Raw genomic sequence first — 12,244 nt, forward strand, 5'->3', positions numbered from 1 at the left:
CTCACGCCTCCATCCGAAGTCCCTCATGGACGATGTGGAGCTCTTCGATCCCGATCTCGCCTGTCTTTGCGTTGAGGCTCGGGCCGGTGACCTTCTGCGGAAGGCCCCGATCGAACGTCCAGGTGGCAAGGGGCGTCTCGCTCGCTCGGGCGAGGATCTCGATCCGACCGTTGTAGCGCGTGACGGGGAACTCGCCGCTGACCATGCGGGTGAGCCACATCCAGAGGTCGGCATTGGCGCGTGAGGTCGGATCGGCCGAGAACATCCCGCGCTTCAGCACGATCGGCGACAGCTTCACCCGTCCCACGCGTCGGATGATGCCGTCGTTCCGCCCGCCCTCGAGGTGTTCCTTGATGTCGGCCTCGAGCTCGAGCCCGGTGCACTCCGCGAAGCCGGCCGTCACGCCGCCGATGACGGCGGGGTTGGCATCCTGGCGGGAGGCGGGGCGATCCGTCGCCCGGCTCAGGGTGACCTGGAAGGCGAAGGCCGGGAGGAGATACTCATCGGCCATCGGGCACCACCGTGAGGGAGCCGTCGGGATCGCGGGCGATCCGAACGAGGATGTATTCGAGCGGCACCGCGGGCGCGACGCCGATCTCGGCGACGAGGCGGCCGAGCGCTTGCGAGGAGGGCGGGTTGACGTCGTCGCCGCAGCGCACGAAGAACGAGTCCGCCTCCGTGCGCCCGGCGAACGCGCCTTGCCGCGCGAGACCGCGCAGCAGCGTCGTGATCATCTGCCGGAGGCGCTCTCGGAGCTCGGGCGTGTTCGGCTCGAAGGCGAGATCGGCGCACTGCCGCTGCAGCGTCAGGCACAGCATCGTCATGAGGCGGCGGACCGACAGCTGCCGGTAGTCGGGGTCCGTCGAGAGGGTTCGCGCGGCTGTCAGCCGGAACCCGTCCCGCTCCACGCGGTAGACGTTGATCCCCAATTCGTGGAGCCGGTCGTGCGCGGCATCCGTCACCGCCGCTTCCGCTCGCACGGCCGCAGACGCGAGCTCGTTCGCCGGCCCCCACGGAAGGCCCAGACGGAGCTCGCGCGACGCGATGATGCCTGCGGCGAAGGAGGATGGCGGGATGGGCACGGCGTGACCGTCTCCAGGATCCGCGACGGAGAGCCAGGGGTGATACGCGGCGGCGTGGCTCGAGTCGAAGCGTGATCGCCACTCGGCGATCTGCGCGAGGGAGAGGCGGTCGGGCACATCGAGGAGAGCGACGAAGCGTCCGCAGGCGCGAGCGAGCTCGACGACGCGTTCCTGGCGGTCGGCGAGCTTGCGCAGATCGCCCGCATTCCGCGGGTCGAGCCCGCCGCCCGTGGTGCCGACGACGTGGAAGGTCGGCTCCGGTTCCTCCGGTGCGCAGGTTCGGCAACGGCAGGGGAGCGGTCGCAGGGGGCGATGCGTGGGAGGCTCGGATGCCGGGGCGTACTCGGTCCACGCGATGTCCGGCACGCACAGCAGCCCGATCTCGCGGACGCGCGCGATGCGATCCACGCCGATGTGAGGGTTCGCATCGCCGGGGGCCAGATCTTCGTCGATCGTGTGGAAGTCGACGAAGCCGGGGTCGAAGAACGATCGTTCGTCGATGAGGTGAGATCGGTCCCAGCCTGCGCCGGCTTGCTTCCCGTCGACGGGAGCGAGGGCCGGTCCAGGCGTGAAGTCTGCGTTCGCCCAGTCGCCGATCGGCGTGACGAGGTGCCGGGGTGGCGCGGCATCCTGTCCGCTGCGCGCAGCCCCTCCCTGGGCCAGCAGCCGCTGGATCCATCGCGGGTGCTCGGGCCGGAGCCCCAACCCTGCGATGAGCTCGCCGCCGGCATTCGGTCGCGAACGGTCATCAATCTGGAGGGCGCCGGTCACCGTCTCCACCCGCACCCGCGTCCCGGACGCCAGCGGCAGGGGATCGGTCAGCCGCGCCTGTTGCGGTGAGCCGCGCGGAAGCCGCTCGTCGACGGATCCGACCCAACGCATCGACGCCTCGACGTCGGTGCCGGGCGCGCTCACACGCAGGAGCGACCCCACCGGAACCTGGGTGCCGGGCGGGAGCAGGAGGGCGCCGTCGTCGACGACCTCCGCCGTCACCCGCTGGTCCACGCGGTAGAGCAGCGTCACGACGAGTCGATTCGCCCACTCGCCCTCGTCTGCAGCAGCGAGCAGGGGATCCCCTTCGTCGCCCGACAGGTTCAGCCGGATCCGGGTCGTCGCGTCGAGCCCCGTGGCGCCGTCGACGCCGTGGGGCGCGACTCGGACGACGTACGCCACCTGCCCGCCTTGCCGGAAGAACGTCGACACGGCATATGGCAGCATCCGGAGCGGACCCCCGGGCGCCGGTTCGAATCCGCCGAACAGGCGCTCGTACTCCGACCACCGCTCGATCCGCACGGGCTCGTCGACGGGCCCGCGCAGCGCGACGCCGACGAAACCCGTGATGTCGAGCCGCTCCGGCCGCAGAGCCGGCGTCGGCCGCGGGGGCGCGATGAACACCCCCGGATGCCCCGGCGTGCGAGCGGTGATCGTCAGCATCACAGCGACGCGAAGTCGATCCGCTCGGCGACGAGGTGCAGCTCCTCCATCGCCACTTCGCCGCCGCCCTTGCCGGCGAGCGTGGGACCGACCCACTTCTTCGGCTGCGCGCGGCGCAGCGTCCAGGAGCAGACGTCTCGCCGCCCTTCGTCCATGAGCGTGATCGTGACGGTCCGCGGGTCGAGCGTGCCCTCTCGCTGCGCCTTCAGCCAGGTGAAGAGCCGTGGATCACCGATGAGTCCGCGCTTGAGCGTCACGTCATCCGTCGAGTTGATGTTCGGGACCTTGCGCACGTGGTTCTCAGGGTCGTTCCCGTTTCGGTACTCGGAGTACTTGATCTCGTTGCCGAGCCCGCTCAGGTCGGAGAATCCACCGACGATCTGGTCTTCACCCCCTTGGTCGCCCAGCTTCACGATGAAGTTGAAGGCGCCGTACGGGTTGTCGCGCGTTGCCATGGGTCACCTGCCTTTCGCGTCGTCGTCCGTCAGCTCTGCTGGGAGTCGGCGGTCCACTGCCCGATGCGGAAGATGACGAACTCCGCCGGGTAGGTGGGCGCCACACCGATGAGGCAGATCATCCGACCGTTGTCGAGGTCGTTCTGGGTCATCGTCGTGCGGTCGCAGCGCACGAAGAACGCATCTTCGGGCTTCGTGCCCATCAGGGCGCCCGTGCGCCACACCGTGACGAGGAAGTCCTCCACGGATTGCCGGACGGACGCCCAGAGTCGCTCGTTGTTGGGTTCGAAGACTGCCCACTGGGTGGAGCGTTCGATGGAGTGCTCGAGGAAGAGGAACAGCCTCCGCACGTTGACGTACTTCCACTCGGGGTCCGAGCTCATCGTCCGCGCGCCCCAGACCCGGTTCGCCCGACCCTCAAAGAAGCGCAGCGCGTTGATGCCTTCGGGATTGAGCACCGACTGCCGATCGAAGGTCACGTTCTGTCGGAATCCGGTGATGCCGAGGACGACCTCGTTCGCCGGCGCCTTGTGCACGCCGCGTGCGATGTCGCTGCGGGCGTAGATGCCGGCGGTGAAGCCGCTCGGTGGAAGCTGGACGATCGGCTGCGGAGCTCCGGGGTCAGGACGGGCCGTCGGATCGAGGATGTCCATCCAGGGGTAGTACAGCGCCGCGTACGTGGTGTCGAACTGCGACCGGAACGCCCGGACCTGCGAGATCGAGCTGTCCTTCGGGGGGTCGACGATGGCGATGCGGTATGCGCGCGGAGCCTCGCAGTGGCTGATCAGGCTGTTGGTCACGGTGATCTGATCGGCGAGCGAGAAGCGGACGGCATCCGGGAGGGCGACGATCGCGATGTCCTCCTGCTCGGCGAGCGCCCCGAGTCCGTATGCCGCGCGCTTCGGGTCGTCGGGATCCGTCTCTTCGCCTTCGATGTCCGCAGGTCGGACGACGTCCCCTTCCGTCGCGCCGGTCATCATTGTCCACTCCGAGAGGGCCTTGAGCCCGTCGATCAGCGGCCCGATCGGCAGCGACGCCGGCGGCGTGCTCCCGGTGTCGAACCAGACGAGCGAGAGCTCGTCGGCTGGATCCTCCGCCTGCAGGACGTTCGCGATCGAACGGGGATGGGCGCTTCCGAGCTCGAGCCCCGGATAGGCGTCGAGCCGCTGGCCGCCCCACCGGACCTGCACCGTCACGGTGAGATGGGTCAGTGCGCCGCCGCCGGGCGCCACGACGTTGCCGCCCGCGTCGAGCAGGCCGAGTGAGCCGTCTGCCGCACGGCCGACGATCGAGACGTTGGCGGCGGTGGGCGAGACGTCGCCCGCGCCGTCCTTCGGGATCGCCGCGGCGCTCGGGAAGGCTTCCACGGCGGCTCCCGGCTGGACGCCCTTCAGGTCAGTGCCCACGAGGATGTTCTTGCTCCGCTGGAAGCTCACCTGGATGGCGAACTCGGCGCCCGCGGCGCCCGGCCATCGCGATCGGAACGTCGCCCCCGGCGGCGGGCCGACGGGAAGAGCCGAGAAGTTGCCCGCGAGCGTGACCAGGCCACCCGCATCCTTCGCGAATGGGAACGCCCTGGCCACGTAGAGCCGCCGTCCCCCGTTCGCGAAGTACGCGCGCGCGGCATACGCGAGGTAGTTCCGCCGATCCGGCAGCGCGTCGTTGCCGACGTCGGCCAGCCCTCCGAACGCGCGCTCGAACTCCGTGAAGCTGGTGACGAGCGTGGGGCTCGGCACCATGACGAGCGGCGAGCCCCAGCCGGGAGGCGTGAGGAAGTAGGGCACCGGGCCGTAGCGCGTGAGGCCCGTCATCCCTAGGGTGGACGTCGCGACGCCCTCGATCGAGCGCGAGCGGAAGCTCGTCTCCTCGACGTAGACGCCTGGGGTCAGGTACTCGGGCACGGGGATCTCCTCACAGGTCGAACGGGATGTCGCCGACGACCTGCTCCTGGCCGACGTCGACGGTGAACAGCGGCGGTGGCAGGGTGCTCGGCAGGTGACCGACGGGCGGCGCGGCGCCGCGCAGGAGGGCGTTGTCGAGGTCGCCGGGGCCGGGCGGGTTCGCGGGACGGATCGCGGTCTCGACGGGCGGGAGCGCCGGCGTCCCGACCGGTCCGCGTACGAGCAGGCGAGCACCGACCGTGCTCTGCACCGGGTTCTGCGCGAGGTCCGTGATGTGCAGCAGGAACTCCCCGCGATCGTCGCCGTGGGAGGTTCCCAAGGTCGCGCCGGTGGTGCCGAGCGCGCGCACGCGCGCCCAGGGCACTGCCCTGCCCTGGCGGACGACGCGCCCGCGGATCGCCGTGCTGCCGCGCGGTAGCGGGTACGCCGCGCCCGGGAAAAGCCACACGGGCACGGTGCGCGAAGCGGTCGCGATCGCGTTCGCGGGCACGGGGTCGCTCAGCTCCGCATTCGACCACAGGGTGACTCCGAGCCGGCGGGGAACATACCGCCGGCTCGGGTCGTCGATCCGCAGCGTCAGCTGCTGGGGGCGGCGCGGGGTCGCCCGGAGTCGGAACCGGGCTCCTCCGACGGGCTCGAGGTCGATGCAGGGCCAATCTGCGCTGGATCGGTGCGGGAGGAGACGGCCGGTCGCCTCCCACCCGACGCGCAGCCGGCCCCGCGCGGTCGAGTCGTCGACGGCGTCGCGCAGCAGCACTCCCAGCGCGAGTCGGTGGAGCACCGGCATCGTGCCGACGCTCGTCTCGATCGTGTCGGGGCTCATGCGGGCATCCGGTCAGCTCGAGCGGCCACCGTGGCGACCGGTCCGCCCACTCGCTCAGGCGCGCCGTCGATGCAGATGACGCGCACGACGTAGGGCAGCTGCAGACGGTAGTCGGTGTTGAGGGACTGGAACGCCTCGCTCATGGAGTCGACCGCGAGATCGTCTGTGACGACTTGGATCATGTCGCCCGAGCGCCACGGATTCACCGTCCCGCCGGCCGGGAGCGTGACCGGCAGCAGAAGGGGCCCGGTCAGGATGCTCTCGCCCTCGAGGATCTGGGCGGTGAGCCCCAGCCACAGCAGCTCCTCCTCGACGGACGCTGCGAATGCGCCGATGAGGAGATGGAGACGGAGCGGGATGCGCGGAACGCCGTCGCGGTTTGCGACCGCGGACCAACCCGGGCGGGTCTCATGGTCGACGCTCACGCGGTAGCAGAAGACCGAGATGGACGGCTGCTGGATGAGCTGGCCGTTGTTGAGGGCCATGGTCTTGAGCTGGCTCGTGTTCGCGAGCATGGCGGCGAGCCCGGCGCCTCCGTCGCGCTCGGCGAAGCGCCGGTTGAGCAACGCGACGATGCTCAGCCCCGCCGCTTCGAGCGCCTGGAAACCCGCCATGCCGTCATCGTGCGGGCGAGGGCGTCACCACGGCGTCGCAGGGCCGGTGCTCCGCGACGGCTCCGTGACAGCACCATGCCGAGACTCGGTGTGCCGTCAGCCGAAGGGAGCACCCATGAACACCGAAGGTCTGGTCAAGCCTGATTCCGACGAGCAGCGCGACTGTCGTCCGTCTCCACCGGCGGGAGGCTGCGACGCGTCGTCGACGATCGACCAGCGCCGATGCCGGGACAAGGGTCTCACCGCCCAGCTCGAGTACTCGAAGGGGCACGAGCAGGCACTGGACGACGCTAAGAAGACGTACGATCAAGCGCGGGTCGGCTATCGCGAGAAGCGGCACGAGGCCGTTCTCAAGGTGCAGGACATGAAGCACCAGGTCAAGCACCTGATGGCGAGCATCAAGTGCCTCATCGAGCAGGACCGCGTCGTGCGCTGTCTCGATGACGCGTTCGCGGAGGTCTGCGTACAGCTCGACTGCTGCGAGGGGCCGGGGGGATGCTGCGCTCGCGACGTGCAGTTCGATCACGAGCCACCGCCTGAAGGTGAGAACGGCGACCGCAAGCTCGGGCGCCGCATCGAGCGCTACAAGGATGAGATCGCCAAGGCGAAGGCATGCTTCGAGACGCTCGCCGGTGAGCCGGCGGCCCTGTCAGCGCGCGTTGACGACGTCAAGAGAGACCTCGACGCGATCCAGGCGGCCCTCGCCGACGATGCAGCGAAGGTCGACCTCAAGAAGCAGTACGCGTCGGCGCTCATCGCCAAGCGGAAGCTGGCACATGTCTGGAACGGGTTCGACGACACGACCGCATATGTCGACTGCCTTTGCCATGCGCTGAACACGTGGTCAGCAGGCGTCGATGCGGTCTCGCTGCTGATCGCCGTCCAGGCGATGCGGGCCTGCGCGAAGGAGTCCGAGCAGGAGTGGTGCCGGGCGCTCATCGGCGGTCCCGTGGCGGAGATCCTCGTGGTCTACGACCGGCTCTGCAGCTCCGACAAGCCCTGCGGCATCGACCAGCCAGAAGGACTGGAGGAGGAGCACCCGGACGACTGCGGTTGTGGCAAGCACCACGGCCAGGTCGAGTCGGCGGGCGACTAAATGCTGCAATGCCGACCGCGACGGATTTATGCCGCAGCGGTGACGTCCTCGTGACGCAAGTTCTCTACTGTCCGTACCGGTGAAGTCTCCGGCATGATGGTAGGAGGGGTCCGGTGATGGTCACGAGCGTCGCATTTACGGAACCTCACCAGGCATCCGCAGACGTGGTCGTCCTGCTCGGCAATCCTTCCGTGTGGCAGGACGGCCGGCTCTACGTCGTTCCCGAAGGCTGCAAACGCCTGCTGGCGTTCGTCGCTCTGCAGCGGGGCCGAGTCGATCGTCGGCACGCGGCCGGATCACTCTGGCCGGATGGTTCCGACGATCGCGCGTCGGGCAATCTCCGGTCGGCACTCTGGCGGCTGCGAGGCTCCGGCATCGACGTCCTTGAGTCCGACAAGATGAGCGTCTTCCTGCGCGAGCGGACGATCACCGATCTTGATGCCCTCTGCGAGTGGGCAGACAGGCTCATCGCTGGGACCGCGACCGAGATCGACATGCACGTACCGGAGTGGACCACCACGGTCGCGGAACTGCTGCCGGGTTGGTATGACGAGTGGGTCATCTTCGAGCGGGAGCGGATCCGCCAACGGATGCTGCACGCGCTCGAGGTCCTGAGTCGGGTGCTTCGCGCCTCCGAGCGCTACGGGGAGGCGATCGACGCGGCGATGAGCGCCGTGGCCGTCGAGCCACTCAGGGAGAGTGCTCATCGTGTGCTCGCCGAAGCTCACTTCGCGGAGGGCAACTGCATCGAAGCGCGGCGCACGTTCGTGCGCTACCGCGACATCGCTCGCCGGGAGCTCGGCGTGGAGCCGAGCCGTGCATTCCAGGTGTGGCTGCAGGCGTCCGTACTGCCTCGGGCCATGTGAGAGCCGTCACCGGTGGATCCGCTTCTCACCGCGCCATTGATCGGCCTAACCGGAGCGCTCGTTGGGGTGATCGCGACCGTGGTCGTCACCACGTCCACCAGCCGGACCCAGCGGGAGGACGAGCTGGTCATGTCCGCGCTGTCGCACCTGGTAGGTGGGTCGCAGCACCGGACCGCGGGCATCGCGGCGCTGCACGTCCTGAGGGGAGCGGCGGTGAAGGGCGGACGAGCCGGTCGTTGGCATCGGTACCGGTCCGCCATCGATGCGCTGGTCTACGCGCAGCTCCTCTATCTGCTGATGCACGGCGGGAACAGGGGACAGGCGCACGAGATCGCGAACATGGACTCGATGGCCGAATGGCTGTTCGACGGCGACGCAGCGGAGCTCCGGGACGAGCAGAAGCGCGTGCAGCTTCAAGAAGCGATGCAGCGGTACGCTCGGGCCCCTGCGACCTCCGAGTCTGAAGTGGACACGACACGTTGGATGCAGCGTCGGATCGAGAATCATTGGCTCGCCCGCCTCGCGAAGATCGACCGCCACTGAGCGCGAGCGGGCGGCTCGGCGGGGTGGCGGAGGCGGACTGGGCTCACGGAGCCGAGCTCGGCATGCTGCCCATCAGGATGAGCGAACGCAGACCGCGTCCCCTTCCTCGATGAGCCGCGCGAAGCGCATTGTGAGCCCCGATCGCTCGCGCATGCAGCGGGCACGGGCCCCCGCGCGCCGTCGATCACCATCAACGAAGTAGCGAGCGACAGGCATCACCGCTCGACCACGCCCTGTCGCGCGTCAGCCGTACACGCCCGGCAGCGCGTCGACGCTGGATGGCGGGACGGGCATCAGAGGAGGCAGCGGTGGGAGGGGTTCCCACGCTGTGCTCGCATTCGCATCGCGCGGTCGGACGTCACTCCTGGATGACGGCGTTCGGGTTGGCTGCGCGCACGAGGGCGATCGCGTCGGCGTGACGCTGCTCCGCATCCGCGCGCAGGCCTGCGGCGGTCGCCTCCGCCCCAGACAGCGTGGGGGCGCGTGCTTCGAGATCGCTGCGGAATCGCTCGAGCTCGTCGTGCCGGTAGGTCAGCGATGCCTCCCAGCTCATCGTGACGGGCTCGGCGCCGGCGGGCTGCAGCGTGGCCTGCCAGCGCGACCGCTCCTCGACCGGCATGGCGTTGAACCGCTCCACATCGGTGCTGTACGTCGCGAGCGCGGTCTCGTAGCCACGCCGATCGGCGTCGAGCTGCGCGCGATCGTGTGCGTTCTGCGACTCCTGCGCCGCAGCGCTTGCGAAGGCCGCATCCGCAGCTGCGATCGTGTCCTGGACGACGGTGATGGCGCGGCGGTGCGTATCGACCAGCGCCGTGCGGTCGGTGAAGAACCGCGCGTAGACGTCCTCGAGCTGAGCCGGGAAGCCGCTTGGCAGCGCGACCTGGGAGCCCAGGTAGGCGAACTGCTCGGTGGCGCGCTGCGTCGCGTCACCGCGGGTCGACCACTCGATCTGCTCGTGCACCGGGTCGTCGGCGGGCACGCGGGCTGCGGCCTCCGCGACGAGGTCGTCCACTGTCGCCCGCTCCAGCGTGCTGAGCCGCGCGTAGGCGGCATGGAGCAGCTCGTGCGCCGCGACGGTGACCATCGACTCCACGAGCCGCTCGTCACCCGGGCGGAAGATGAAGATGCGATCCGCGTCGCGGTGCCGGGTACCGATGAAGCATCCGCCCGTGAACCGGTCGTCTGCATCCGCATCTCTCGCATCGGCGCACGCCGTCTCGATCTCCTCGGCGTCCGCGAGCGTCGGCTGGGTCTCGTAGAACATCGTGCGGCTGTCTGCGGTGAGGAACATGCGGTCTGCGAGCGCGACCGCCTCGGCATCGGGCAGCGGCAGTGCGACTGCCGTGGGGGTCGCCGGCACGACAGGCGCCGGGCTCGGGTAGGTGTGCAGCTGGAGCTGCGGATGTCCGACGCACGCGGTGAGCGCGAGCGCGCCGGCGAGCGCGCCGGCAATGATGATCGCGGTGCGAGCCGTGCGCTGACGCGGGCGTCGAGGTCGAAACGGCGGGCGCTGCTCGACCAACGTCATCGGTTGCTCCGTGGTGCTAGGGCGTGGTCCGTCGGCGATCGCACGAGGCGCCAGCAGGCTATCGGAGGCTCTGTCGTTCACGGCATCTCCTCGAGCGCGACGAGCCGGAAAGCGGCACGCCCAGATGCGCGCCCGTTGACCTGCAGTTCGATCACGTGCTCGCCGAGATGGAACGTGCGGGTCGTCCTGGGCCGGAAGGAGTAGGACTTCGCGATGTCGACGGTCTCGCCCGGTGCGATCGTGCGCGTGGCGATCTTGAAGACCTTCGGGGCGAGGGAGCCGCGGAGCTTCTGGAAGTGCAGCACGAAGTCGATCACCGCCCGTGCGGTCTCAGGCCCGGTGTTGGTGATGCGCGCGGTGAAGTGGACCGCACCACCCAGCGGGACCTCCCGCGGGACGATGACTGGTCCATCCACGTCGAACTGCGCGCCGGTGTAGCCCAGGAGCTCGAGAGCCTTCGGATGGCCTTGCTTGACGAGCGTCCGGAGCGCGTGCCGCGCGACGCGCGGGCTGTTCCCATCGGGCTGCTCCAGCCAGCCCGCCACGATCTCCGCCGCGAGATCAGGGTCGTCACGGCTCAGGTCGTTGACGTGGTTGGCGACGGAGCGACGGACGAGCTCGGCCTCGTCGCGGTAGAGCGCGTCGACGATCGGCCTCGTGATGCCGGGCTGTCGGCGCAGGGCGGGCACCCCCTTGCCCCACTGCATGTGCGGGCGGGTGCCTTCGCTCGCGAGGCGTCGGACATTCGCGTCGTCGTCGCCCGTCCATCGCCTCGCGATCTCGAGCGCCCGCGCGAGGCGCGCGTCGAGCATGGCGCGGATCGCGAACTCGCTGGTGAATCGAGTCGTGAGCAGGGCCAGCACGTCCATGGCGTCGTCGAAGTCGCGATCGTGTCCCGAGGCGAGAGCGCGGGCGACGACGGCCTCGGAGACGGGCCACAGCATCCAGCCGGTGAACGACTCGTCCTCGAATGCGGCGCGCACGATCGCGGCCGTCCCGTCGTAGTCGGACGGGAGGTCGGTGAGCAGCGCATCCCGCACGACATCGACCCGCCGTCGGAGCTTCCGGCCGTCGACCGCGCGCGACGCGTGCCTGACGTTGTCGGGCTCAACGCCCAGCTGACAGAGCACACGCCCGAGTCGTGCGACGACAGCGGCATCGAGCAATTCGTCCATCACGCCCATGTGCCGACCTCCGATCCGCGTCGGTGCCGGACGGGTCCTCGCACCTCCACCATCATGCGGCTTCGTCGATCGCGGCCGGGTCGTTGTCGTGATGGTGGCGACCCGTCGAGGCTCTTCCGACCGAACCGCTCAGGAGACGGGCGTCTGCCCGACTTCAGTGGCGTTGAACCACGCCAGCCATCCTTCAGACGTCGCGTGCACCTCGTACGGTCCGCACCGGAGCACTTCCTCGGGGAGCTCGCCGGCATCCGCGAAGCCGCCGTAGCGCCCGTCGAAGGGCAAGGTGGAGCGTGTCCCTTCCGAGCACCCGCTCGGGTCGCCCCCGCTGTACGCGATGACCGCGTTGCTCTCGTTGGTCGTCGCGGTCGTGCGGATGTCGGTGGCGTCGCCGGGCAGCCAGTCAGGCATCGGCACGCCGACCCATCCGGTCGCGGCGTCGGCGCGGGTGTCGAACGACTCGCTGTGCACCTGCTCGACGACGTCGGTGATGCTCGTGCAGCCGGTCAGGGTCGCGACAGCGAGTGCGGCCGCCGCCAGCGCGGTGGTGGGAGTGTGACGTTGCTTCATGCCTACATTCGACCGTGGGCCGTTGCTGCACCGCGTCGCTCGCGCGATGGATCGGGCTCATCCCAGCGGATGAGTGGCCTTCGTGGGCCGTGCGACCCGTGTCAGTGGGGCGACGCAGACTCGTGCCAAGAGAGCCGCCCGGGCTCTACAG

The 12,244-nt window shown here is 69.5% G+C and carries 12 protein-coding genes; 3 read left to right on the top strand and 9 right to left on the bottom strand.

Going from position 1 to position 12,244, the window contains the following annotated elements:
• Position 1: 1 nt before the first annotated feature.
• The 6 genes from ACLQ21_RS01215 to ACLQ21_RS01240 are packed head-to-tail and all read right to left on the bottom strand — an operon-like array spanning position 2 to position 6,309.
• On the bottom strand, positions 2-511 hold the full coding sequence (locus tag ACLQ21_RS01215) for a phage tail protein (protein ID WP_425660641.1): 510 nt from the start codon (positions 509-511) through the stop codon (positions 2-4).
• The gene (locus tag ACLQ21_RS01220) at positions 501-2,516 is read right to left on the bottom strand and encodes a phage tail sheath family protein (RefSeq protein WP_425660643.1); all 2,016 of its coding nucleotides are present in this window, start codon (positions 2,514-2,516) and stop codon (positions 501-503) included. The genes ACLQ21_RS01215 and ACLQ21_RS01220 overlap by 11 nt, the downstream gene beginning before the upstream one ends.
• On the bottom strand, positions 2,516-2,971 hold the full coding sequence (locus tag ACLQ21_RS01225) for a phage tail protein (RefSeq protein WP_425660645.1): 456 nt from the start codon (positions 2,969-2,971) through the stop codon (positions 2,516-2,518). Before ACLQ21_RS01225 ends, ACLQ21_RS01220 begins: the two co-directional genes overlap by 1 nt.
• 29 nt (positions 2,972-3,000) lie before the next feature.
• Positions 3,001-4,872, bottom strand: coding sequence for a phage tail sheath family protein (locus ACLQ21_RS01230; protein WP_425660647.1), 1,872 nt, complete (start codon positions 4,870-4,872; stop codon positions 3,001-3,003).
• 10 nt (positions 4,873-4,882) lie between these two features.
• The gene (locus tag ACLQ21_RS01235; RefSeq protein ID WP_425660649.1) at positions 4,883-5,695 is read right to left on the bottom strand and encodes a hypothetical protein; all 813 of its coding nucleotides are present in this window, start codon (positions 5,693-5,695) and stop codon (positions 4,883-4,885) included.
• A complete protein-coding gene (locus tag ACLQ21_RS01240; RefSeq protein ID WP_425660651.1) occupies positions 5,692-6,309 on the bottom strand; it encodes a Pvc16 family protein in 618 nt (205 codons plus the stop codon). The genes ACLQ21_RS01235 and ACLQ21_RS01240 overlap by 4 nt, the downstream gene beginning before the upstream one ends.
• Positions 6,310-6,424: 115 nt before the next feature.
• Between ACLQ21_RS01240 and ACLQ21_RS01245 the strand changes: the two genes are divergently transcribed.
• The 3 genes from ACLQ21_RS01245 to ACLQ21_RS01255 all read left to right on the top strand — a co-directional run bounded on the left by ACLQ21_RS01245 (position 6,425) and on the right by ACLQ21_RS01255 (position 8,814).
• Positions 6,425-7,405: a hypothetical protein gene (locus ACLQ21_RS01245; protein ID WP_425660653.1), complete on the top strand. Its 981-nt coding sequence runs from the start codon at positions 6,425-6,427 to the stop codon at positions 7,403-7,405.
• A 116-nt stretch (positions 7,406-7,521) separates the two neighbouring features.
• Entirely contained in the window at positions 7,522-8,271 is a 750-nt protein-coding gene (locus ACLQ21_RS01250; protein WP_425661393.1) for an AfsR/SARP family transcriptional regulator, read from the top strand.
• Between the two features lie 12 nt (positions 8,272-8,283).
• A complete protein-coding gene (locus ACLQ21_RS01255; RefSeq protein WP_425660655.1) occupies positions 8,284-8,814 on the top strand; it encodes a hypothetical protein in 531 nt (176 codons plus the stop codon).
• A gap of 358 nt (positions 8,815-9,172) precedes the next feature.
• Here ACLQ21_RS01255 and ACLQ21_RS01260 read toward each other — a convergent pair whose 3' ends face one another.
• The 3 genes from ACLQ21_RS01260 to ACLQ21_RS01270 form a co-directional block, all read right to left on the bottom strand.
• A complete protein-coding gene (locus ACLQ21_RS01260; protein WP_425660657.1) occupies positions 9,173-10,342 on the bottom strand; it encodes a hypothetical protein in 1,170 nt (389 codons plus the stop codon).
• A 77-nt stretch (positions 10,343-10,419) separates the two neighbouring features.
• Positions 10,420-11,517 carry a DNA alkylation repair protein gene (locus ACLQ21_RS01265; RefSeq protein WP_425660659.1) on the bottom strand — a complete coding sequence of 366 codons (1,098 nt, stop codon included), beginning with the start codon at positions 11,515-11,517 and terminating at the stop codon, positions 10,420-10,422.
• Positions 11,518-11,655: 138 nt separating this feature from the next.
• Positions 11,656-12,093 carry a hypothetical protein gene (locus ACLQ21_RS01270; RefSeq protein ID WP_425660661.1) on the bottom strand — a complete coding sequence of 146 codons (438 nt, stop codon included), beginning with the start codon at positions 12,091-12,093 and terminating at the stop codon, positions 11,656-11,658.
• Between the last annotated feature and the right edge of the window lie 151 nt (positions 12,094-12,244).

Source organism: Agrococcus sp. DT81.2, assembly GCF_049844935.1.
In the GTDB taxonomy this organism is placed as follows: Bacteria; Actinomycetota; Actinomycetes; order Actinomycetales; family Microbacteriaceae; genus Agrococcus.